Source organism: Acinetobacter qingfengensis (genome assembly GCF_008693185.1).
In the GTDB taxonomy this organism is placed as follows: Bacteria; Pseudomonadota; Gammaproteobacteria; order Pseudomonadales; family Moraxellaceae; genus Acinetobacter; species Acinetobacter qingfengensis.
The window spans coordinates 206,024-231,362 of sequence record NZ_VXKN01000002.1; the positions used below are offsets into that span (position 1 = coordinate 206,024).

At 38.1% G+C, this 25,339-nt stretch carries 20 protein-coding genes; 12 read left to right on the forward strand and 8 right to left on the reverse strand.

The genetic code is table 11. The features are described 5' to 3' along the window. Positions 1–4 precede the first annotated feature (4 nt). Positions 5–1,366, forward strand: a complete 1,362-nt coding sequence (accC, locus tag F4V57_RS03465; protein ID WP_070069666.1) for an acetyl-CoA carboxylase biotin carboxylase subunit — start codon at positions 5–7, stop codon at positions 1,364–1,366. Between the two features lie 204 nt (positions 1,367–1,570). Here accC and F4V57_RS03470 read toward each other — a convergent pair whose 3' ends face one another. The 4 genes from F4V57_RS03470 to nirB form a co-directional block, all read right to left on the reverse strand. Continuing rightward, positions 1,571–3,286 (reverse strand): bifunctional protein-serine/threonine kinase/phosphatase, encoded by a 1,716-nt coding sequence (locus F4V57_RS03470; protein WP_070069667.1) that lies wholly within the window; start codon positions 3,284–3,286, stop codon positions 1,571–1,573. 87 nt (positions 3,287–3,373) lie between these two features. Further along, positions 3,374–4,183, reverse strand: a complete 810-nt coding sequence (locus F4V57_RS03475; RefSeq protein ID WP_070069668.1) for a formate/nitrite transporter family protein — start codon at positions 4,181–4,183, stop codon at positions 3,374–3,376. 333 nt (positions 4,184–4,516) lie between these two features. Continuing rightward, positions 4,517–6,118 carry a nitrite reductase small subunit NirD gene (nirD, locus tag F4V57_RS03480; RefSeq protein WP_070069669.1) on the reverse strand — a complete coding sequence of 534 codons (1,602 nt, stop codon included), beginning with the start codon at positions 6,116–6,118 and terminating at the stop codon, positions 4,517–4,519. Positions 6,119–6,145: 27 nt separating this feature from the next. Next, positions 6,146–8,686 carry a nitrite reductase large subunit NirB gene (gene nirB / locus F4V57_RS03485; RefSeq protein WP_070069670.1) on the reverse strand — a complete coding sequence of 847 codons (2,541 nt, stop codon included), beginning with the start codon at positions 8,684–8,686 and terminating at the stop codon, positions 6,146–6,148. Between the two features lie 660 nt (positions 8,687–9,346). On the opposite strand from nirB, the gene F4V57_RS03490 reads away from it, so the two are divergent. From F4V57_RS03490 to F4V57_RS03500, 3 genes are all read left to right on the forward strand, one after another. Then, positions 9,347–9,937, forward strand: coding sequence for an ANTAR domain-containing response regulator (locus F4V57_RS03490; RefSeq protein ID WP_070069672.1), 591 nt, complete (start codon positions 9,347–9,349; stop codon positions 9,935–9,937). Beyond that, complete coding sequence (locus tag F4V57_RS03495; RefSeq protein ID WP_070069673.1) at positions 9,938–10,924, forward strand: ABC transporter substrate-binding protein; 987 nt, start codon at positions 9,938–9,940, stop codon at positions 10,922–10,924. Positions 10,925–11,458: 534 nt separating this feature from the next. Continuing rightward, positions 11,459–12,859 (forward strand): coniferyl aldehyde dehydrogenase, encoded by a 1,401-nt coding sequence (locus tag F4V57_RS03500; RefSeq protein WP_070069674.1) that lies wholly within the window; start codon positions 11,459–11,461, stop codon positions 12,857–12,859. Positions 12,860–13,071: 212 nt separating this feature from the next. Here F4V57_RS03500 and pdxR read toward each other — a convergent pair whose 3' ends face one another. Continuing rightward, positions 13,072–14,553: a MocR-like pyridoxine biosynthesis transcription factor PdxR gene (pdxR, locus tag F4V57_RS03505; protein WP_070069675.1), complete on the reverse strand. Its 1,482-nt coding sequence runs from the start codon at positions 14,551–14,553 to the stop codon at positions 13,072–13,074. A 115-nt stretch (positions 14,554–14,668) separates the two neighbouring features. Between pdxR and F4V57_RS03510 the strand changes: the two genes are divergently transcribed. The 3 genes from F4V57_RS03510 (at position 14,669) to F4V57_RS03520 (ending at position 17,174) form a co-directional block, all read left to right on the forward strand. After that, the gene (locus F4V57_RS03510) at positions 14,669–15,304 is read left to right on the forward strand and encodes an FMN-binding negative transcriptional regulator (RefSeq protein WP_070069676.1); all 636 of its coding nucleotides are present in this window, start codon (positions 14,669–14,671) and stop codon (positions 15,302–15,304) included. 18 nt (positions 15,305–15,322) lie between these two features. Further along, the gene (locus F4V57_RS03515) at positions 15,323–15,931 is read left to right on the forward strand and encodes a GNAT family N-acetyltransferase (RefSeq protein ID WP_070069677.1); all 609 of its coding nucleotides are present in this window, start codon (positions 15,323–15,325) and stop codon (positions 15,929–15,931) included. A gap of 94 nt (positions 15,932–16,025) precedes the next feature. Further along, on the forward strand, positions 16,026–17,174 hold the full coding sequence (locus F4V57_RS03520; RefSeq protein ID WP_070069678.1) for a DUF1624 domain-containing protein: 1,149 nt from the start codon (positions 16,026–16,028) through the stop codon (positions 17,172–17,174). 34 nt (positions 17,175–17,208) lie between these two features. Here F4V57_RS03520 and F4V57_RS03525 read toward each other — a convergent pair whose 3' ends face one another. Both F4V57_RS03525 and F4V57_RS03530 read right to left on the reverse strand, forming a co-directional pair. Then, positions 17,209–17,619, reverse strand: coding sequence for a DUF6691 family protein (locus F4V57_RS03525; RefSeq protein WP_070069679.1), 411 nt, complete (start codon positions 17,617–17,619; stop codon positions 17,209–17,211). A 13-nt stretch (positions 17,620–17,632) separates the two neighbouring features. Then, on the reverse strand, positions 17,633–18,043 hold the full coding sequence (locus F4V57_RS03530) for a YeeE/YedE family protein (protein WP_070069680.1): 411 nt from the start codon (positions 18,041–18,043) through the stop codon (positions 17,633–17,635). A gap of 243 nt (positions 18,044–18,286) precedes the next feature. Here F4V57_RS03530 and F4V57_RS03535 point away from each other — a divergent pair, with 243 nt between their 5' ends. Next, a complete protein-coding gene (locus F4V57_RS03535) occupies positions 18,287–18,631 on the forward strand; it encodes a hypothetical protein (protein WP_070069681.1) in 345 nt (114 codons plus the stop codon). Between the two features lie 88 nt (positions 18,632–18,719). Here the strand turns inward: F4V57_RS03535 and F4V57_RS03540 are convergent, their stop codons facing one another. Beyond that, positions 18,720–19,259, reverse strand: coding sequence for a cysteine peptidase family C39 domain-containing protein (locus tag F4V57_RS03540; protein WP_070069682.1), 540 nt, complete (start codon positions 19,257–19,259; stop codon positions 18,720–18,722). A gap of 315 nt (positions 19,260–19,574) precedes the next feature. Here F4V57_RS03540 and ahcY point away from each other — a divergent pair, with 315 nt between their 5' ends. The 4 genes from ahcY to F4V57_RS03560 all read left to right on the forward strand — a co-directional run bounded on the left by ahcY (position 19,575) and on the right by F4V57_RS03560 (position 25,285). Beyond that, on the forward strand, positions 19,575–20,957 hold the full coding sequence (gene ahcY / locus F4V57_RS03545; protein ID WP_070069683.1) for an adenosylhomocysteinase: 1,383 nt from the start codon (positions 19,575–19,577) through the stop codon (positions 20,955–20,957). A gap of 206 nt (positions 20,958–21,163) precedes the next feature. After that, positions 21,164–22,000, forward strand: a complete 837-nt coding sequence (gene metF / locus F4V57_RS03550) for a methylenetetrahydrofolate reductase [NAD(P)H] (protein ID WP_070069684.1) — start codon at positions 21,164–21,166, stop codon at positions 21,998–22,000. An 11-nt stretch (positions 22,001–22,011) separates the two neighbouring features. Then, positions 22,012–22,725 carry a 16S rRNA (uracil(1498)-N(3))-methyltransferase gene (locus F4V57_RS03555; protein WP_070069685.1) on the forward strand — a complete coding sequence of 238 codons (714 nt, stop codon included), beginning with the start codon at positions 22,012–22,014 and terminating at the stop codon, positions 22,723–22,725. A gap of 286 nt (positions 22,726–23,011) precedes the next feature. Further along, positions 23,012–25,285, forward strand: coding sequence for an NADP-dependent malic enzyme (locus F4V57_RS03560; RefSeq protein ID WP_070069686.1), 2,274 nt, complete (start codon positions 23,012–23,014; stop codon positions 25,283–25,285). Positions 25,286–25,339: the final 54 nt, after the last annotated feature.

The following is a 25,339-nucleotide window of genomic DNA, read 5'->3' on the forward strand; positions in this document are numbered from 1 at the left end:
CATTATGTTAAAAAAAATTCTAATTGCAAACCGAGGTGAAATTGCCCTGCGCATTACTCGTGCTTGCAAATCACTGGGCATAAAAACAGTAGGGGTATACTCCACTGCTGATAAAGACCTGATGCATTTACGTTTTGTTGACGAAGCAGTATGTATTGGTCCAGGTGCAACCAGTGAAAGTTATTTAAATATTCCTGCGTTGATTACTGCGGCAGAAATTACAGGCGCAGATGCGATCCATCCCGGATATGGTTTTCTTTCTGAAAATGCTGAATTTGCAGAAACAGTAGAAAATTCAGGTTTTACTTTTATTGGCCCACGTCCAGAACACATTCGTTTAATGGGTAATAAAGTATCCGCCATTGTTGCAATGAAAAAAGCGGGCGTACCGACTGTTCCCGGATGTGATCATGCTGTAACACCACAAAATGCACTGGAAGAAGCCAAAAAAATTGGATTTCCATTGATTGTTAAGGCTGCATCCGGTGGTGGTGGTCGTGGTATGCGTATTGTAGAACGTGTGGATACCCTACTTGAATCTGTTCAGGCTGCACAACGTGACGCAGAAATGTGGTTTGGTGATGATACGGTCTATATGGAACGTTTCCTACAAAAACCACGTCATGTTGAGGTACAGATTTTAGCTGATGGCGATGGACATGCGATTCATTTATATGATCGTGATTGCTCATTACAACGCCGCCATCAAAAAGTATTGGAAGAAGCTCCAGCACCTGATCTACCTGAACAAGCTCGTGCAGATATTTTGGAAGCCTGTGTCAATGCCTGTAAAATGATTCAATATCGTGGTGCAGGAACATTTGAATTTCTATACGAAGATGGCGAATTCTTCTTTATTGAAATGAATACCCGTGTTCAGGTTGAGCATCCAGTGACTGAAATGGTCACAGGAATTGATATTATTGAACAGCAAATCCGTATCGCATCAGGTTTAGGATTAGAATTGCAGCAGGAAGATATTGAAATTCGTGGTCATGCCATTGAGTGTCGTATCAATGCTGAAGATCCTCAAAGTTTTATCCCTTCTGCGGGTAAAATTAAAGAATATTTTGTACCGGGCGGTGCAGGTATACGGATTGATTCACATATCTACGCGGGCTACAGTATTCCACCATATTACGATTCAATGATTGCAAAACTTATTGCACATGGGAAAGATCGTAAAACAGCGATTGCTCGTTTGCATCAGGCATTGGATGAAATGGTTCTGACTGGGATTAAAACCAATATCCCATTGCACAAAAATGTAATTCTTCAAGATCCGCAATTTTGTGAAACAGCCATGGATATTCATTATCTTGAAAAACATTTGCTTAAGCCGTTTAGCAAAGAAGATAAAAAATAAGCTGTTCGATATTTTCTAAATCATATTTAGCTTTATGAAGGCGATATTTCTCTGATTAACCCAGAAAAATACCGCCTTCTTAACATATTAATTGGTTATTGCTATCGAATAATTGATTTCCAAATTGATTCTATACAAACTAACACTCTATTTACTGTGGATGGTTGTATGATTTTAAAGTCCTTTCGGCAAATATCCTTCTTCTTATCTGCAACTGAGTAAAATTAACAATGTACAAAATAATAATGCCGAAACAGATTGCCAAAATAAGACAGGATTTCTTTGTATCAAAGGTCTTTTTATTTTGGACATCAATTGTGTATTGGGATGTTTTAAATCATAAATGAACTCTGATAAAGCATCATATCGTTGATCCATGTTCAATGCCAATGCCTTACTTAATGCCAGATCCATCCAGTCAGGTAAATCCGGGCGATATTTTAAAATACTTTGATAATTTAATTGTTTAAGTTGTTTTTTTGAATTGCATTTGGCTACATCTGTTGCATAGGGAAGTTGCCGACTTAGTAAATAATAAGTCATTGCTGCAAGAGAATATAAATCGGATTGTATCGTTGCCGCTTCATTCAAAAAATATTCCGGCGCCATATAGGCCAAAGTTCCTAGTGGCAATTGCTGATGATCATGCGGCTTAAACACTAATAATCCCTGCACAACTGTCGATCCAAAATCAATGATACAAATCTGCTGTGCATTATTAATCAGGATATTCTCTGGACGAATATCCTGATGCAACATTTCCATACGGTGCATGACATTTAAACCTTTGGCAACCTGCTCAATTAAATAAATAATAAAATCAGGATCTATATGATTTTTTTGTGATATTAACCATTGCTGTAAAGTCTGTCCTGGAAAATATTGTAGCGTCTGATAAAGATAATTTTTAGGTCGATGATGTGGGTACGCATGCATCAAACATGGATGATTTAAGCGTCTGGCAATCCAGCTTTCCAACATAAATTGTTCAAGTAAAATTGGATTTTTCTGAATATCCATCGCAGGCGTTTTGATCACCAATTGCTGTTTTGTAGCTGGATCACTTGCCAGATAAACACAACTGCGGTGATTATGGTGTAACACATCATGAATAACATAACCTTCAAATTCTTGCCCAATGCTTAGAATTGGTGCAAAGGTATACTGCATATCATCTGCAATAAATGTTGTAGAAGTCTCGGTAATATGATTAATTCTAATAAGCTGTATAGTCAAATTATCCTGACTACCCTGCTGATTGGCATGTTCGACAATCATTTTGGCTGCAACATTCAAATCATGCTGTTGTAATAAAATTTTTTTTAGATCATTGTCATTAATAAACTCATAAACACCATCTGTCATCAAAATAAACAGATCATCTTGATAAATTTTTATCTGTTCATAATCAATCTCAACCTTTTGACCAACACCCAGAGCACGACTTAAGTAGCTCTCCTGTGAGGACAACCAAATTCTATGATCACGACTAAGCTGCTGTAATTGCTCAGCCTGCAAACGATAAATTCTTGCATCACCAATATGAAAAATATGTGCTTGATCTGCCTGAACCACTAAAGCACTAAAAGTACAAACATACCCTCGATCTTTATCGTATCGCCCTTGACTTTGCTGGGTTTGTGCATATAGCCATGCATTACAGGCTGTAATGACACGTTCGGCCGAGGTTTTAACTCGCCATGAATCCGGTGTTGAATAATAATCTAATAAAAAATTGCTAATCGCAGTTTCACTGGCAATATGACTTACATTACTACTACTGATCCCATCTGCAATGGCAAAACATGCCCCTTTATTTAGCATAGTATTACCATCAGGAATCAACGCACCATAAAAATCCTGGTTGCTGTTTTTTTTACCTTGATCAGAATATTGACCTAATTCAATGTTTAATGGCAAAGGATTATACTCATGCTCAATTCATACAAGTTCAGCAAATCAAATGAATAGGATTTTACTGAACCACTGTATCAAAATAGATTGATCTTAAAATTTACTTTTTGGCGCTGTACGTACATGCGTGGTATAAAGTGCCAAACCAGTTAACGCCAAACCGCCAATTAAATTTCCAAGAGCAACAGGTAATTCATTCCAGATAAAATAATCCATAATAGAAAAATCACCGCCCATCATCATGGCAAATGGAAACAGGAACATATTAACAACCGAATGCTCAAACCCCATAGCAAAGAACAACATTACAGGCATCCACATGGCAATAAATTTACCACTTACAGAGGTAGACATCATCGCACCGATTACACCTAAAGAAACCATCCAGTTGCAAAGCATGCCTCGAATAAATATGGTAATCCAGCCATTAATGCCATATTCTTTATAACCAATGGTTCTATTTTCACCAATGTGAGCGATTTTCTGTCCAACTTCATTTGGTTCTGCTGCAAAACCATAGGTATAAACAGCCGCCATCAACACAGCTACAGTTAATGCGCCAGCAAAATTACCAATAAATACCTTACCCCAATGAATTAGAATACGTGACCATGTCACTCCAGGACGTTTATCAATCCACGCCAATGGCGTGAGTACAAATACTCCGGTTAATAAGTCGTATCCTAGTAAATACAACATACAAAAACCTACTGGAAATAATAATGCACCAATTAATGGCACACCGGTTTGTATACCTATTGTGACGGCCATTACTGCTGCAATGGCTAAAATTGCGCCCGCCATATACGCTCGAATCAACACATCACGAGTCGCCATGTGTAGCTTTGACTCCCCGGCATCAACTACTTTTACTGCAAATTCTGAGGGTGCAAGATATGACATAAATATTCCTCTTTCATCAGGAGTTTAAAAATAAAAAAGGCGCCTAAAGCATATTTCAGCTTTAGGCGCCTTTGCCTGATCATCATTAACAAAAATATAAGTTATTTCTTTTTTGGCTTCATTGCCAAACGTTACTATAAGAAAAGCAAAGAATATGCCAACACAAACCTTAACTACCTAAAATCCAAGTTGTATTCACTTGAGTTAATTATACCGTCAACCAGAAGCCTTATTATTAAAAGCTTCAGGCAAAACCCTACTCAATATAAATTATCTTTAAACCTTGTATTTATTAGACAGATAAATCATCAATCTGAAAAAATAACTAAATATTCAGCCTGCATGTTTCAACGCAAAATCCCGACCATAAAGTAATTTATTACGAATATTCTGAATGGGGGTCTGGTCACTGATTAATTCAGCATACCAATCACCATCATCGGTATCACCAAATAAAACTGCACCAGTCACCTGATGATTCTGAATAATTAGTCGTTTATAAATTTGTCGTTTTTCATCCAGTAAAATAATATTTTCGTGTTCTGTTTGAGGATGAATATTTCCTGCTGAAAATACATCAATGCCACTAACCTTTAGTTTGGTCGGTGTCGGCACAGTTTTAAAAGTTAAACTGCCGTGTTGAGCGAGATGTGACGCACAAATAAAAGCCTGCCCCCATAAAGGTTCAACCAACCCAAATGTTGTGCCTTTATATTCAATACATTCACCAACTGCATAAATACTCGGATCATAAGTTTGCATGGTATCATTGACTTCAATACCTCGATTACAACGTAATCCGGCATTTTGTGCCAGTGTCATATTGGCGCGAATACCAACAGCAAAAACAATCAATTCTGCATCAAGCTGTTGACCATCTGCCAGACGAACGCCTGTAACACAACCGTTTTTCTCTAGAATCTGTTGTGTTGATGCCCGTGTAAGCACCTTAATACCTTTTTGTTCAATGCTTCGTTTTAACATCTGACTGGCTTGAATATCTAATTGCCGATCCATAATATGATCAACCAAATGTAACACGGTTACATTCATACCACGTTGTTTTAATCCATAAGCAGCTTCCAGACCCAATAACCCACCACCAATGACTATCGCATTTTGTACAGACTGGCTATATTCAATCATTGTATTGACATCATTAATATCACGAAAACTAATAACACCTTGCAAATCCACACCGGGAATGGATGGTATAAAAGGTCGGGAACCCGTTGCTAGAATCAGCCGATCATACGGCACATTTGCACCTGACCGTGTTGTAATGCTCTTGTTAAGCCGATCAATATGTACAGCCAAGTCACCGCCAATGAAGCGAATATTTTTTTGTTTATACCATTCAGGTGAATGTAACATAATTTGCTCAATGGTTTTTTCACCAGATAAAACTGGCGATAGCATAATCCGGTTATAATTTCCCCATGGCTCCTCCCCAACAACGGTAATCTCATATAAATCCGGCGCCATATCCAGCAAATCCTCCAAACAGCGCATACCTGCCAACCCATTCCCAACCAGAACCAGCTTATACTTGGCTTGTGGCGCGGCAATATTGGTCAAAATGGTTTTTTGTGGCTGGGCACTTACCCAGACATCATTATCAATAATTTTGCATGGATAAACATTTAAATGTTGGCTGGCATCTTCCAGACAACGACCCGTTGCCAGACTAAAATGCTGTTTATAAATTGGTGATGCTATCACTCGTTCGCCTTGAATATCGCCCAAAATACCTCTGGACATTACATTGGCACCGCTAAATGGGTCATGATTGGAAAGTGCATAAAGACGCCGCTCTTTACCCACCCTAAACACAGCAATTTGCTGTCCGTCAACTAACACACAAACACCTGTATTTGGCTGTATTTGTTCAAATTTACAAACTTTTTCGAAGTTTAAATCTTGTATCAATGTCATGTTCATTACTCCTCAAATTCTTTTGCTTTAAACACTGGTCATCGGTATACGTTTTTCATCACGTTCCGCCGCTGTTAATGGGCGAATTTGCCCACGTTCCTGTGCAAATTGAATATGTGGATCAGTTTGTTGTGAATTAATGAAAGTCTGAAAGCGGGCACGGACTTGTGGATCTGTAACGGCAGTTTTCCATTCATCCTGATACGTTTCAACAATATGTGCCATGTTTTGCTCTAGTTCTATTGCAATTTCCAGACGATCATTGATGATGACATCTTTGAGATAATCCATACCACCTTCCAGATTATCGCGCCAAACACTGGTACGTTGCAGGCGATCAGCAGTCTGGATATAAAACATAAAGAAACGATCGATATAACGGATTAGCGTGGTAGTATCCAGATCAGAAGCAAGCAATTCAGCATGCCGTGGTTTCATACCACCATTACCGCATACGTATAAATTCCAGCCTTTCTCTGTAGCAATAATGCCAACATCTTTACCCTGTGCTTCGGCACATTCACGAGTACAGCCTGAAACTGCCATTTTAAGCTTGTGCGGAGAGCGTAATCCCTTATAACGATTTTCCAGAAAAATGGCCAAACCAACAGAATCGTCAACACCGTATCGACACCATGTCGAGCCAACACACGACTTTACAGTTCTTAATGATTTGCCGTAGGCATGACCTGTTTCAAAACCTGCTGCAATTAGTTCTTCCCAAATGAAGGGTAACTGATCTACTTGCGCTCCAAACATATCTACACGCTGACCACCAGTAATTTTGGTATACAAACTATATTTTTTAGCAATTTGTCCCACAGCTATCAATCCATCTGGTGTAACTTCACCACCTGCCATTCGTGGTACCACAGAATATGAGCCGTCTTTTTGAATATTTCCCAAAAAATAATCATTACTATCCTGTAAACCCGCATGATCTTTTTTCAGGATAAAATCGTTCCAGCAAGATGCCAGAATATTGGCCACCGTAGGTTTGCAGATTTCACATCCAATACCATGACCATATTTCGCTATCAACGCATCAAATGAATGAATATTGTTAACACGAATTAAGTGATATAACTCCTGACGTGAATAAGCAAAATGTTCACACAGATGATTATTTACCGTAACACCTTGACGCTGTAATTCAGCTTTTAATACTTGTGTCACTAATGGTGCACATCCACCACACGCAGTGGCAGCTTTGGTGCATTTTTTTAGTGCACCCAATGAAGTGGAACCTGCTGCAATCGCTTCACACAGATCTGCTTTGGATACATTATTACAAGAACAGATTATCGCTGTATCAGGTAATAAATCCACGCCTGTACCGCCGCCGGCTTTCACAGTACTGCCACCATATTGTGGCACAATCAAGCTGTCTGGGTTTTCCGGCAAATCCATACCATTAAGCATCATTTGTAAAAGTTGGCTATATTCACTAGCATCACCAATCAATACTGCACCTAATAGTTTGTTATGCACTTTATCAATCACAATCTTTTTATAAATTTGACGATTTTCATCATTGTAAAAGTAACTAACCGCGTTGTCATGTAAGGCATGAGCATCACCAATTGAGGCAACATCTACACCCATTAATTTCAGCTTGGTACTCATGTCTGCCCCAGCAAAACATGATGTTTCTTCCTGCATCAAATGTTTGGCAGCAATACGTGCCATATCGTAGCCTGGTGCAACTAGACCATAAATTTTTCCTTGCCATAATGCACATTCACCAATGGCATAAATATCTTGATCCGAAGTCTGACAATAATCATTAATCACAATACCGCCACGCTCGCCAAGATTCAGACCACATTGTCTTGCCAACTCATCCCTTGGGCGAATTCCTGCAGAAAAAACAATAAGATCTGTTTCCAACTCACTACCATCTGCAAACTTCATAATATTGGTATGATTCACACTTGGTTCGATGCTTGTTGTGGCAGTCTGGGTATGCACTTCTACACCGAGATCTTCAATTTTTTTACGTAGTACTTTTCCACCCAAATCATCAATCTGCACAGCCATTAACCGCGGCGCAAATTCAACAACATGCGTTTTAAGATTCAGATCTGTCAGTGCTTTGGCCGCTTCCAGACCCAATAATCCCCCACCAATTACAGTCCCAATTTTTGCCTGTAAACTTGCAGCACGAATCATATCCAAATCTTCAAGGGTACGATAAACAAAACAATGATGTCGATTATTTCCAGGTATAGGAGGCACAAATGCATAAGATCCCGTCGCCAGAATCAGCTTATCATAGGCAATATTTTGACCGGTTTTAGTAGTGACAATTTTTGCTTCACGATCAATCGCAATGGCTTGTGTATTTAAATGTAGCGCTATCCCATACGCCTCAGCGAAATCCGCACGGGCAAGGGACAAATCCTTGGCAGACTTCCCTGAAAAATATTCAGTCAAATGTACCCGATCATAAGCGAGACATGGTTCTTCGGCAATCAGAGTAATTTCAATATCATCGTTGGCTAATTCCAGTACACTTTCCAAAAATTTGTGGCCTACCATGCCATGACCAATAACAACAATTTTCATTTTTTTCTCCAAAAATATTAAGCCAAAAGATGAGGTTCAGTGACAGCGTGTTTCATTCGCATCAATACCTTTACGACCGAACCTATTTTTTTTAATTCGAAACAAAAATGGTCAATTCTGAATATCTTCAAAACAGCATAAAAACACCATACAGACATTGGTGTTGATAGATTTTTTGATTGGAATAAATCGACATAAATTCGCTGAAATCTATATTTAAAAAAGATACAGACAGCAAAGATCAGCCATCGCAGTTGAAAATTGTGCATGGCAAAAAAAGAGAATTTGAATAAGTCAATTGAAGTGGCTTGTTTTGCAGATAGATCTACAGACATTGGCATTCTCCGGAACTGAATTTACAATCAACAAGTTGTACTTGTTGCCATTTTCAGAACGGGCGCCTTTGACCGTTACAGTTATATATTTAAAGTCATCATTGACTCAATATTATTAAGCAAATTTCATACCAAAAATAATTTTAGTCATAAAACAATTCAACAATCTATTTTCCCAACCGGTGTTATTTTTGTTTAATTCAATACATCATCATAAAATTAGCAAGTAAATTTATATATTTTATGGTATAAATTTTGCTTATAGATGTTCCGGACAAAATCAGATCATCATATTTCCGTTTCAGATCACAAGTTTAGCCACTTTATGCCAAAGCTTAAAATTGTACTCATTGATGATGATGAAAACCGTATTCACATCATTCAGGAATCGCTAACAGATAATGGCTTTGATGTCGTTGCCTGCTTGACACTTGATTATTTAAATGTCTTTCGACTAGAAAAACTTAATGCAGATGTGATTTTACTTGATATGGATAATCCACATCGGGATATTATTGAAAACTGCGTCAACCAGTTTGATTTACCCACGGTTTTATTTACCAAAAATAGCCAGAAGACTACCATCAAAAATGCAATTGATGCTGGTGTCACTGCATACATTGTTGATGGAATTGAGCCCGAAAAATTAGAAACTATTTTAGAAATTTCAATTGAACAGTTTAAAAAACACAAAAAACTAGAAAAAGACCTTAAAGAAACTAAAACTAAACTTGCTGATCGTAAAGATATTGAAAAGGCCAAAGTTTTACTGATGCAGCTTCATCAGCTATCTGAAGATGCAGCATTTCAATTGCTGCGTAAAAGTTCAATGAGCCATCGTATGACTCTCGGTGAAATGGCCAGAAGATTACTTGATGCTCAGGAATTATTAAACCATCAGATTAAGGACGAATAAATGATGAAATTAGAAAAAACCACACTGGAGTTAGGCTATATTCCTCTACTTGATTGCATAGCCATCCTCTGGGCTAAGCACCAAGGCTATTTTGAACAACAAGGGCTTGACGTTAAACTTGCAAAAGAAGCATCTTGGGCAAGTTTAAGAGATCGACTGGCTTTTGGTTTATTAGATGCAGCACATTGCCTATCAGCCATGCTACCCGCAGCAGCCAGTGGCAGTGATCAAATTGGTATTCCCTTACAGACACCACTTATCCTTAGTCAGAATCGTGCCTATATCAGTTTGAGTCAAACATTATGCTTTAAATTTGACATCACCACAGCAGATGCCAAATCAAATGCACATAAAATTGTTCAGGCCATTCATGCTGGACACCATATTTTGTTTTCTCATGTCTTTAAGCACTCCATTCATCACTACTGTTTAAGGGAATGGCTCGCAAAAGCAGATCATGATCTAGCACATCAAATCAAATTTACCGCCTTACCACCACCATATATGGTACAAGCCCTATCACAACATGCCATTGATGGATTTTGTGTTGGAGAGCCTTGGAATATTCAGGGAAATATTTGTGGTCATAGCCAAATCATCGCATCTAGTCAGGAAATTATCCCAAATGTTGCAGACAAAGTGTTGGCTGTGACAGCAGAATGGGCTGATGAACATCCAAATACCTTACGGGCACTGACTCAAGCCATTCAAATGGCTCAACATGAATTGAAATCATTACAAAATTATGCACAAGTTTGGAAAATGTTACAGGAGTATGAAATCATTCAATTTGAATGTTCTGAACATCAGCATGTTTTTGAATACTACCGTATCCAACATATTATTCAGAACTTTGTAGAAAATCATGCTCAACCTAAAGCGGAAGATTTTATTTGGTTAACGAAACAGATGATTAAATGGGATAATCTGGATGCGAATAGCATTCATCTTGACCATGTTATTCAACAGTGTATTTACAATTTATAGTAATCATTTCTACTCGTAACTTTAGAACAATTTTAGAATGAGATTTAGTAAACATTTTTGTACTTTTATGATATTTTGAGTCGTTTATTTTAATATCTATCATATCCACTAAACAGTATAAATTTTATATCAATATGTTGCTTGTTAATTTCGCAACATATTATCGAAAATTTAGATAACAATACTATAAGCAACATTAAAATCTTTTTTACTTTAAAAATAAATTTAATCACCCAAATAAAATATTGATTATTTTATCATTTATTCTTATTATTAAAAATATATTAACCATTTATCCTACAATAACTTCTAAAAAAATAATACACAAAACACAACAAAATAATGATAAATAACCACTATGAGCATTTATCAATCAGATAAAATCACAAACATCATGATCATTTGATATTATTTAATTCCTATATTTATGATTTTTATTTATGAAGTACCGATACTTTCACTCTCTACACTAATCAAAGGAAAATACTGTATCTTTTCACAGTAATCTTAATGGATTCTACAAGGACATTTACAATGAGTAAAAGTGAACTAAATCAGATTGTTGAAAAACTACGTCAAGCCCATATTCAACAAGGTATTCCTGATATAAAAATTCGACATGACCGATTAGAGCGTAGTAAGAATCTACTACTTGAAAATAAAGATGCTTTACTTGATGCAATCAATCAGGATTTTGGTCATCGTAGTGCTTATCAAAGCCTGGCCTCGGATATTCTAGCATCAGTAAGTGCGATAAATGACGCACAAAATCATCTGGAAAAATGGATAAAATCTGAAACTGTAGATAACCCATTTGATGGCATGAAAACTGAAATCCAATATCAGCCCTTAGGTGTTGTAGGGATTATCAGTCCATGGAATTTCCCTTTAAATCTAGCATTTTGTCCCCTTGCCAGTGTATTTTCTGCCGGCAATCGTGCTTTACTTAAACCTTCTGAACTTACGCCAAAAACCAGTGAAATATTAGCAAAACTTGTTCCACAATATTTTGATGATACAGAATTACAAGTCATCACAGGAGATGCAGAAGTTGGTGCTGCATTTAGCGCTTTGCCATTTGATCATCTAATTTTTACTGGTAGTACCAATGTTGGACGCCATGTGATGCGTGCAGCAGCAGAAAACTTAGTGCCTGTCACACTTGAATTAGGTGGAAAATCACCAGTGGTTATTACTGATGATTTTGATTTAAATACGGCTGTTGAGCGAATTTTTACCATCAAAACTTTTAATGCTGGTCAAATCTGTATTTCGCCTGACTATTTGCTGCTACCGCAAACGCAAGAAACTACTTTTGTTGAATATGCGCAATCATTTACCCAAAGTATTTTTCCAAGTTATTTTGATAATGAGGATTATACTTCTATCATTAATGAGCGGCATTTTCAGCGATTATTAAATCTTATCAATGATGCCCAAGCCAAAGGTGCAAATATCATCACGCTAAATCCAGAAGGTATCATTGCTGATCCTGTTCGCCATAAAATTGCTCCAACATTAATCCTTAATGTTCATGATGACATGCTAATTATGCAAGAAGAAATTTTTGGGCCATTATTACCCATCAAAACCTATGACTCAATTGATGAGGCCATCAACTATATCAACGCGCGCCCTCGCCCGTTGGCTGCTTATTACTTTTCAGAAAATACAACGGCTCAACAACACTTTGCCACCAACACGACTTCAGGTGCATTGGTCATCAATGATGTCATGAGTCATGTATTTATTGAAAATTTACCTTTTGGCGGCGTAGGAGCATCCGGAATTGGTGCTTATCATGGTATTCATGGTTTCCGACGTTTTAGTCATGCCAAAGCAGTGGTAATACAAAATGACTCGGGCGAATCAAATTTAAATATGCGAGCACCCTATCAGGAAAAACTTTCTGCTGCGCAAGCAATATTTAATTAGTTTTCATCAATATTTAATTTTTGCGAGATTAGAATATATCTCGCAATTTTTTAATGCATATTAGATATCATTTTAAATACGATCAATCTAAAGATTTTAGTATATTAAAATGACTACCTGACATTATTTTTAGAATAAATCTGCAATAAATTTACTTGATTTTGTTTTTTACAAAACGAAGTTTGAATATTTTAAATGCTTTATATTATTAGTTATGATTTACATGCCACTAGCAAAAGACATTTGATCGTGTCGATTGCTTGCTGCATGTCCTGCCGATCAAAATCACCCAGCCCAATAATCAAACCTGAACGCTGGCGATCTGCTGAAAATGTCGTAGAAACGGCTTTCAGTGCTATATTTTGCGCCAGTGCCGCTTTGGCAATTTCAATGTCATTTATTCCATTTGCCAGCCATAACACCATGTGCATGCCCTGATCTCCGGGTTGTAACCAAGCAAATTCAACTGGAATTGTAGAATGTATGATCTCAATCAATTGTCGGCGTTTTTCGGCATACACATTACGAATGCGTCGAATATGACGTTCCAGATATCCTTGCCGAATAAATTCTGCCAAAACATATTGATCTGCGGTAGGTAGATATCGCTCCATCAATGTCCTTAAACCGCAAAAGGGGGCAACCAATTGCTTTGGAACAATGGCATAACCCAATCGAAGCGAAGGAAAAAGCACTTTACTAAACGTACCTAAATAAATTACCCGTTCAGGATCAAGACCTTGTAAGGCGGGAAAAGGCTGACCACTGTAACGGAACTCACTGTCATAATCATCTTCAATAATCCATGCATTTTGCTGTTTTGCCCATGCCAGTAGTGCATGACGCCTTGCCAGACTCATTGGCATGCCAAGCGGATATTGATGTGATGGTGTAACAAACGCTGCCCGTGCCCGACTGGCCAGTTGAATACCTTGGTCTACCTGAATGCCTTCTTCATCGACAGGAACATGAATCATCTGGATTTTGTGCGGACTATACTGCAAACTGGCTGTTGTACCACGATATGCAGGGTCTTCAACCCAGACTTGATCCTGATGTTCAAACAGAATTTGACTACAAATATAAAGGGCTTGCTGGATACCATTAGTGATAATAATTTGTTCTGCATCACACTGCACTGAACGGGATTTTCGGACATAATCCGCAATCACTTCCCTTAATTGGTTTACACCCTGAGGGTCTTGATAACCTGAAGGCATACCTGCACCTTTGGCACGATAACGATTACCAAATTTTCGCCAGATATCCTGAGGTTGAGTACGATTGACAGGCACAGATACTGCAAACGGTGCAGCAGGCAAAGGTTTAAATTCTTTTAAGATATTTGCATATGCAACTGCCGATGAACTCAAAGGAATCGTGTTATTTTGACTAGTGGAATGTTGCTCCATTCCTGTCGTTGTTAAACTCTGCGAAATATAAGTACCTTTACCCGCATACGATACCAAAATACCTTCTGCCAGCAATTGTTCATAGGCTTCAATCACTGTCGCTCTGGCAATACCAAGCATTTTCGCCAATACTCTGGACGAAGGCAAAACATCGCCACCATGCAATTGTCCCTCATAGACTGCTTCACGTATCAAACGTATCAGCTGTATGCGAATATGTCCGGCAGATTGATCCACCTTGTTAATAAAGGGTAAATCAACAATCTGTGTAGTTCTTGCCATAATTCTGGTCTATCTAAAAAAATTAAAACTGGTACTTCTTAATAATCCAGTATAGCGGGAAAATTCATCACCATAGAACATACAATCAAGAGAATTTATTAACAGGATTTTAGTCATGTACATACCAGCACATTTCGCAGAAACAGATCTAAACACACTGCATCAACTGATCATGTCACATCCATTTGGTGTTTTAATTACACATGGCAGTCAAGGTTTAGATGCCAATCACTTACCTTTTGAATTGCATTGTGATGAAGGTGATTTCGGTACATTACATGGTCATGTTGCCAGAAATAACCCAGTTTGGCAGGCACTTAACCATGGAGATGAGGTCTTGATCATCTTTACAGCTGGTGATGCTTATATTTCTCCACAATGGTATCCAAGCAAACAGAAATCTCATCAACAGGTTCCAAGCTGGAATTATATGGTTGCACATGCGTATGGAAAAATTACCATTCATGATGACGAACGCTATGTACGAGGTGTGGTTGCCCGGCTCACCCGCACACATGAAGCATCACAACCCGTCGCATGGAAAATGACAGATGCACCCAAAGACTACATTGACAGCATGTTGAAATTAATTGTTGGCATAGAAATTGAAATCACCCGAATCGAAGGAAAATCAAAACTTAGCCAGAATAAGGAACATCGGGATATCGCAGGTGCAGCACATGCCTTAAATGCCAGTGGACATCGTGTCATAGCACAAGCAATGCAGGTTATTCCCGATAAAAATACCTAATCTAACAGAGAGATGAACATGAACAAATGGATTAAACCGGTCGTATTAAACGGTGAACATGTTATTTTAAAACCACTCGAATTGTCACAATGCAAAGCACTCCAAAATGCAGTATGTGATGGCGAATTATGGAAGCTCTGGTATACCAGAATCCCTGAACCGGATCAAATGACAGCAGAAATTTGCAGGCGACTTGAATTACAACAACAAGGCGCAATGTTGCCATTTTACGTAGAAGATCGACACAGTGGCCAGGCAATTGGTATGACCAGCTTTATGAATATTGAAGCGGTACATCGGCGTGTTGAAATTGGTTCAACGTGGTACAGAAAAACCGCCCAACGTACCCCAGTCAATACAGAATGTAAAAAATTACTGCTATCACATGCTTTTGATACCCTTGATTGTATTGCAGTTGAGTTCAGAACTTCATCGTTTAATTTTAAAAGTCAGGCTGCTATTCAACGCTTAGGTGCAAAGCTAGATGGTGTTTTGAGAAGTCATCAAATTGTAGAAAACGATATTTTAAGGGATACGCATGTATATAGTATTTTAAGAAACGAATGGCCTGCCGTTCATCAACATTTGCAATGGTTATTAACCCAGCCCAGATCAATATCAAGCTAATTTTAGATGCATCAAAACCCAATGGACGGAAACATAGTACTTTCATCACAAATATGTTACATTAGGCAAAAAGTTACTTTATAACATTTCATTTATGCAAAACCCTTTGTCTACACGTCTTCTAGCCATTGATGCACTTCGTGGTCTGGTTATTATTATCATGTTACTCGATCATGTTCGGGAAACATTTTATTTGCATTATCAAGTTCCTGATCCAATGCAAATCGAATCTACCGACCCTGCACTGTTTTTTAGCAGAAGTCTGGCACATTTATGTGCACCTGTTTTTGTTTTACTGACAGGTATATCTGCATATCTGTATCAATCCAAAGTACAAAGCTTAAAAATGACACGGGAATTTTTAATCAAACGGGGTTTATTTTTAATTTTTTTGGAATTGGTTATTATTAATTTTGCATGGACCGGGCAATTCCCACCCGAAATTGTATATTTGCAGGTAATCTGGGCGATTGGGATCAGTATGCTGGCATTAGCAGCTCTAATCCATTTACCGATTTTGTGGATCTGGATCATTTCAGTCCTTATCATTGCTTTTCATAATGTTTTTGACCAGTTATATCCAAATTCAGCATTCCTTCAGGCACTCTGGAATATTTTGCATCAACGTGGCTGGATTGAATTTTCAGAACATTTTAAAGTGCGGACCAGTTACCCGGTATTACCTTGGATTGGTGTAATCGGTTTTGGTTATGCATTAGGCAAAACTGTTTTCTCTCGCCCCGATAACTTTGCAGTCAAGATGCAATTTTTATATCGTGTTGGCTTGGGATGTATAGGATTATTTTTGATCTTGCGTATGCTTAATCTATACGGTGATCAGCCTAGAGAAGTATTTAGCAATTTTTCTCTCACACTTATGAGCTTTTTTAACTTAACCAAATACCCACCTTCCCTTGATTTTATTTTATGGAATTGTGGTTTGGGCCTGATTTTATTGTATGCATTACAGCGAGTAGAAAATCGATCATGGATTAAGCCATTGGTTATCTTTGGTTCTGTACCCATGTTTTTTTATATTGTGCATTTATTTGTACTAAAACTATTATATGTGTTTGCTGTATTTATATTCGGCATTAATCATGGCAGTTATTTTGGTGTCGATCACGTGAGTACACTATGGTGGATTAGTCTGATTCTATGCCTTGCGCTATATCCATTAATGCTAAGTTTTTCCAGATTTAAGCATCAAAACAAACATATTGCGATTTTAAAGTATTTATAGGAACAAGGTTCAGGTGGTTTTGCCCACTTGAACCTTATTGCAAACGATCATAACACCAGATGGTTACCAGCATTGGAATAACGAAATACAACACAGTCGGCTGCAATAATCCCATCAAGGTTAACCCTGGCGCAGGACATATCCCTGATAATCCCCACCCAACACCAAATATGATTGCACCAATCACCAACTTACTATCAACTTTTGTTTTATTTGGTAAAATTATTTTTTCAGCAAAAATTGTATAGCTCTGCTGCTTAAGCGCCCACTGAAAAGGAAAAAATGCCACCAACACAGCACCGCCCATCACAAACATTAATTGTGGATTCCAGTGACCAAAAATATCAAAAAAAGATAAAACAATCGCCGGATTTGACATACCCGATAACAATAAACCTAATGCAAAACAGCCACCGAAAAGAAAAGCCAATAAATTTTTTTTCATGATCAATAACCTGTTATATATTGGAAATATGTTTTAATTGCACTGTGAGTAATGCACTCAACATAAAACAAATAACTGCGACCATAGAGCGTTTTGACAAACGGCTTAAACCACAAATACCATGTCCACTGGTACAGCCTGATCCCAATCGGGTTCCGATCCCCACCAAAATACCGCTCACAACCAATAAACTCGGCGGCGTATTAATTTGCACGGGGATATCGATAAATATCTGTAAACATAATGGCATTAGAATTAATCCGGCAATAAACCAGAAAGCTGTGGATTTAAACCACGAATTTATCTTTAAAGTCTGAGACAGTAATCCACTAACTCCCGCCACACGACCTGCTGTATATAAATATCCAATGGTACTAATACCTAGTAATAAACCACCAAGAAAACCAAGTAAATACGATTGCATCAGTTCTTCTCCTATGCTTAGGACTAAATTATTTTTCCAATTTATAAAATAAAAATATTTAGGTCACTCGGTATATTCTACAAATTAAATTTTTTTCATCTTTGCCATCCGACTGCACAAATAAGCTTAATTTACTGAAAAACAATCAGATACTTTACTTCAGCTTGCTATTTTTCAGCTTTTATTTTGCTTAAACCATTTTATTCGGGTTATGATTTTGTGTCATTTCAATTTGAGTCAATCATGAAGTTTTTTACCGCCCATTGCGTTCGCTGTTATATTGAAGATGATGTCTATACCATTGGTTTGTCTGATGACGAATTTGACCCAATCGATTTTGTGATTCTCTCTCGTATGCAAGATGAAAATGAAATTGGTTTACTTATCAATGATAATGATTTTGAGTTTTCTAATGCGATTGACCGTGTGAGCTTCAAATTTGATGAGTTACATATTTTAATTAGGCCACAAAACATTGATCAAGTGGATTACAGCAGAATCCAGATTCGGCTTGATGATGTCCCTGCAAAATTTAAACAGCACTTGATTCAACTTTTCAAACCTTCCGATGTAGAATTGATGGTTTAAGTTTTATTTAAAATCAAAATATTATACAAATGAACATGTATAAATTTTAGGGTGTATTGATATATCAACACCCTTTACTTTATTAAAATTAATTGATTTGTGTGGCATGAATTTGTACATTTACATCATCAATCACAATAACTTGCTGACAAATGCCATCTGCCTTGCGTTGCTGTACAAATAACTCTACCGACATTGGTTCAAAACTATCAAAGAAATACACTTGCTGATCATCAATTGCATAAATCAAGGACTGATTTCCTTCTCCATCCAACGTATCATAATAGGCAATCACCAATTTTCCCTGAGCAATTTCATTTTGAATTTGCTGATAGCTTAATGCAGCCGCAACTGGAATATTTAATTGCTTAGCCTGATGATAGATTTTGCGTTCCATCACGCCAATATCAGGATCATCATCCGTATAAAAGCTCACACCAAATCCAAGATTTTTTAATGCAACTGCCAAAGCGATGGTAAATGTACCATCTTGGCTATCATGTTGGCATTGCTTGGCAATTTCAGTAATGGCCATATTCATACCATGATGATGTAACACCATCCAGACGGCAAACACACCACAATTTGCCGGTAAATTGACTAATGCTTCAGGAATATCCAAGGCCATAACTTTGCTCTTCACCACAATTGCTAAGAATCATACACAAAATTTAAAAACATATTAACTTTCTTTGATTTGATCTAAGAAATAGCCAAGCAACAATTATATATAGCTCAAGGATCCATTCACTCCACACAATAATATAAAAATTACAATTGGAACTCGACATATTTCCAAGTACAATACGGCGTTAGTCGAGGGATGCTGCAACAATTTATTTCACATATAAATTCGCCAGGCTCGACCATTCGGTCAACGATTCAAATGACCAACAACGGCATCTGCGAACAGAATGATCATTCAATATTTTAGGAGATCCCCATGAACGCAGTTACTGCTTCATTTACAGATTATAAAGTTGCCGATATTTCCCTTGCCGATTTTGGCCGTAAAGAAATCAAGCTTGCTGAAGCAGAAATGCCTGCACTTATTGGTTTACGCCGCCGTTATGCTGCATCCAAACCACTTGCAGGTGCCAAAATTCTTGGTTGTATTCACATGACCATTCAAACAGCCGTATTAATTGAAACACTGGTTGAACTCGGTGCAGAAGTACGCTGGACATCATGTAATATTTTCTCTACTCAAGATCATGCAGCAGCAGCCATTGCCGCAAGTGGTATTCCGGTTTTTGCATGGAAAGGTGAAACAGAAGAAGAATACAATTGGTGTCTTGAGCAACAAATTCATAAAGATGGCAAACCGTGGGATGCCAACATGATTCTGGATGATGGTGGTGATTTAACAGCACTTGTCCATGAAAAATACAGCCATTTACTCGACCATATTCATGGTGTAACTGAAGAAACCACAACAGGGGTCGCACGTCTGTTTGATATGTGGAAAGACGGCACACTGAAAGTACCAGCAATCAATGTTAATGATGCCGTTACAAAATCCAAAAATGATAATAAATATGGCTGCCGTCATTCCCTTAATGACGCAATTAAGCGTGCCACAGATATGCTATTGTCAGGCCGCCGTGCGCTGGTTATTGGCTATGGTGATGTTGGGAAAGGTTCTGCACAATCTTTGCGTCAGGAAGGCATGATTGTTCGTGTCACTGAGGTAGATCCAATCTGTGCAATGCAAGCTTGTATGGATGGTTATGAAGTTGTTTCTCCATACAAAAATGGTGTCCAGACTGGTCAAAAACAGGACATCAATCTTGAGCTTCTACAAAACACCGACTTGATTGTAACCACAACGGGTAATTATCATGTGTGTGACTCAGCCATGCTGGATAATCTAAAAGCTGGTGCTGTCGTATGTAATATTGGCCACTTTGATACAGAAATCGATACAGCATACCTTCGTCACTATAAATGGGTAGAAGTTAAGCCACAAGTCCATCAGGTTTATCGCTCCGAAAATGAAAATGATTATTTAATTTTGCTTTCAGAAGGTCGTCTGGTCAATCTAGGTAATGCAACAGGCCACCCTTCCCGTGTCATGGATGGTTCATTTGCCAATCAAGTGTTAGGTCAAATGTATCTATTCTCTGAGAAATTTGCTGACCTTCCTGCGGATCAAAAAGCAGCCAAAATTCGTGTAGAATTATTACCCAAAAAACTGGATGAAGAAGTTGCTGCGGCAATGGTTGCCGGTTTTGGCGGTGTATTAACACAGTTAACACAGGAACAAGCAGATTATTTAGGTGTTCCAGTCGAAGGCCCATTTAAATCGGATGCTTATAAATACTAAGTTTATCTTTTAAACTGTTTCAACAAGCGATTTTTATCTTTCCTATTCCTATTAGTAAAGAAAGAAGTTTCCAATTAATTTTATTGGATGTTTCGGCCTTTACTAAGCAGGATAAAGAATATATTTCCGCAACGGATTTAATCATTTTGAAACGGCTTCTTCAAAAGAAAGAAACAACTTACAAAGATAAACGAAAAGGATGTGTTATGTCGAAATCTATTCCATTTTCATTTGAATTTTTTCCACCGAAAACTGACATTGGTGCAGAAAAATTACGTGTGGTTCATCAGGAATTACAACTGTTAAATCCTGATTTTTTTTCAATTACCTATGGTGCTGGCGGTTCTACACGTGAACGGACTTTAGCTGCGATTACAGACTTTAATGGCAAAGGTTCACCAATTGCTCCGCACTTGTCCTGTATCGGCGATGATAAATCGCGCATTGCCGAATTACTGGATTTTTATCAATCCATAGGCCTGAATCGTCTTGTAGCATTACGTGGTGATCTCCCTTCTGGTCAAGTCGGTTTAGGAGAATTACCTTATGCTCAGGATCTGGTTCGTTTTATTCGTGAACATAGCGGCGATCATTTCAACATTGAAGTGGCAGCCTATCCTGAGATGCATCCACAAGCCGAAAATTTTGATCAGGATGTTCAACGTTTTGTAGAAAAAGTTCAGGCTGGTGCCAATGCCGCAATTACCCAGTTTTTCTTCAATCCAGATGCCTATTTTTATTTTATAGAGCGTATCCACAAAGCAGGTGTAGATATTCCTGTTGCGCCAGGGATTATGCCGATTACCAATGCCAGCAACCTTATCCGCTTTGCAGATGGTACAGGTGCAGAAATTCCACGCTGGATTCGTAAACAATTACAAGCCTATGGTGATGACAGCAAAAGTATTCAGGCTTTTGGTCATGAAATTGTGATTAAACTTTGTGAACGCCTGATTGCAGGGGGCGCACCATCTTTGCATTTTTATACCATGAATAATACCTATCCAACCCGCCAACTGATCAAAGATCTTGATCTGGCATAAGGAAAATAAATATGAACCGTTTTTATATGGATGCTGCACTTACTATTCATGATCACGTCATCTTGTCAGAAACGGTTTTCCATCATTGGTGTCGGGTTTTACGTGGAAAAATTGATGATCAAGCCATCTTATTCAATGGACAAGGGGGTGAGTATTTGGTTCGTCTGATCGACATTAACAAAAAAAATGCCAGTGTTTATATTGAACAATTTTTTGCTGATGACCGTACACTTGCCGTTAATGTCACCATTGGACAGGTCATGAGCAAGGGCGATCGTATGGATTATGCCATTCAAAAAGCCACTGAACTGGGCGTACATAGTATTCAGCTTCTCACCAGCGAACGCTGTGAAATGCGATTGAAGTATGATCGTGATCAAAAAAAATTTGATCATTGGCAAGGTATAGCCATTGCTGCATGCGAACAATGTGGCATGAACCGTATACCGAAAATCCTTGCGCCACTTGCAGTGGAAACATGGGTACAACAACATCAAGCCGATTTAAAACTTGTGATGGCGCTTAGTCAGGAAAAATTCAGCCTTCCTACACCCTTACCACAAAATATTGCCGTATTAATTGGACCTGAAGGTGGTTTGAGTGATACAGAAATCCACACTGCCAACCAATACGATTTTCAATCATGGACTATTGGCAGTCGTGTATTAAGAACTGAAACAGCGCCCATTGTTGCTTTAAGTATTTTTAATCTTCTATGTCAGTGAAGCATACTGAAAATTTATTCTTTCTTAAAATTAGATTCTGAAATAAAAAATTTGAATAGTATTGTCTGATCATTTTGCCTGTATTTAGTGCAAAATGATCCCAGTATTTTATAATAATCTACCCCACCATAAAAATAATAAATCATCATGATTTTAATATAGCAGGATTAAATATCATTTCCTCTACGATATACTATTGCTTGTCATGACTTAGTGATATAGTTGGGAACATCGATAAATTATCGAACTTTTTTATTTTGAAGTGCTAAACGTAATAGAGAGTAAAATGGACGATCAATCTTTAAAGCAACAAGCTTTGCATTACCATGAATTTCCCCGCCCAGGTAAAATTAGTGTCACTCCTAGCAAACAACTCGTCAACCAACGTGACCTAGCACTTGCCTATTCTCCTGGTGTGGCCGTCCCTTGTTTAGAAATAGAAAAAGATCCTTCACTTGCTGCAAAATATACTGCACGTGGCAATTTGGTTGCTGTTGTCAGTAACGGTACTGCTGTTCTTGGTTTAGGAAATATTGGCCCACTTGCTTCTAAGCCTGTTATGGAAGGTAAAGGGGTTCTTTTCAAAAAATTTGCTGGTGTAGATGTATTTGACATCGAAATTGCCGAAAATGATCCAGACAAAATTGTCGATATTGTTGCTGCATTAGAACCAACTTTTGGTGGCATTAATCTGGAAGATATCAAGGCACCAGAATGTTTTTATATTGAACAAAAATTACGTGAACGCATGAATATTCCTGTGTTTCATGACGATCAGCATGGTACCAGTATCATTGTAGGTTCTGCATTGCTCAATGCTTTACAACTGGTCAATAAGAAAATTGATCAAATTAAAATCATTGCATCAGGTGCTGGTGCAGCAGCATTATCCTGTCTTGATTTATTATGTGCTTTAGGTGCAAAAAAAGAAAACATCATCGTTGCAGACTCTCGTGGCTTAATTACCACATCACGTCAGGGTCTAGATGAGTCAAAAAAACGCTATATGCAGGATATTCCTGAAACTAAACTCCATGAAGTGATTGCTGGTGCAGATATGTTTCTTGGTTTGTCTGCGGCTGGCATTCTAACCAAAGAAATGGTTAAGGAAATGGCCAAAGATCCAATCATCTTTGCCCTTGCCAATCCAGATCCGGAAATTTTGCCTGAACATGCACATGAAGTTCGTCCGGACGTTATTATGGCAACAGGTCGTTCTGACTATCCAAATCAGGTTAATAATGCATTGTGCTTTCCATATATCTTCCGTGGCGCACTAGATGTTGGTGCAACCACAATTAATGAAGAAATGAAAATTGCCTGCGTTCATGCAATTGCTCGTATGGCACACGTTGAAGCAGATGCCTCAACTTATGGAGAGAAATCCGCAGCATTTGGTCGTGACTATCTGATTCCACGCCCTCTTGATCAACGTCTGATTCTGGAAATTGCACCGGCAATTGCACAGGCCGCAATGGACTCCGGTGTTGCAACCCGTCCAATCGAAGACTTTAATACATACCGCCAGCGCTTATCCGAGTTTGTATATAACTCAGCTTTTGTTATGAAACCAATTTTTGCCCAAGCAAAAAGCAATCCTAAACGCATTGCCTATGCTGAAGGTGAAGATGTACGTGTATTACGTGCTGCTCAAGTTGTTGTTGATGAAGGTCTGGCAAAACCTATTCTGGTTGGTCGTACCGCAGTCATTGAAGAAAATATCAGACAACTGGGATTACGCCTACATAATGGTATTAACATTGAAATCGTTGATCAGGAAAAAAATCCGAATTACGAAAAATTCTGGCAGGAATATTACACTTTAATGCAGCGTAAAGGCGTCACTGTTGAGTATGCACAACGTGAATCCCGCCGCCGCTCTACATTAATTGCAGCAATGCTAGTCAAATTTGGTCATGCAGACGGTATGTTATGCGGTACATATTCAAGCTATGACCTGCATTTAGATTTTGTAAAAAATATCATTGGTTTAAAAGACGGTCAAAATACTTTCTTCACCCTAAATGCATTAATGCTTGAAGATCGCAACTTATTTATTGCTGATACTTACGTAAACACTAACCCAACAGCTGAGCAACTAGCAGAGATGACAGTTCTGGCTGCCGAAGAAGTGCGCCGTTTTGGGATTACACCACGTATCGCATTACTTTCACACTCCAGCTTTGGTAGTGATCCGGATGATGCCAGTGCGCAAAAAATGCGTGAAGTCTATCGCCTATTGTCGGAAAATCATCCTGAACTTGAAGTTGAAGGCGAAATGCATGGTGACTCAGCACTGGATGAAAACATTCGCCATTTTGCTTTCCCGAATTCACGTTTCAAAGGATCTGCAAACTTGTTGATTATGCCAAATCTTGATGCAGCCAATATTTCTTTCAACCTGTTAAAATCAACTTCTGGAAATAATGTCACAATTGGCCCAATCCTACTTGGATCGGCCAAACCAGTTCATATTTTAACACCAACTGCGACTACACGTCGTGTAGTCAATATGACTGCACTTACTGTAGCTGAAATTCAACAGGAAGAGCATGTTTAACTTTTTCTTGTAAATTTCAAAAAAGCCTCTATCTTTAACTTAGATAGAGGTTTT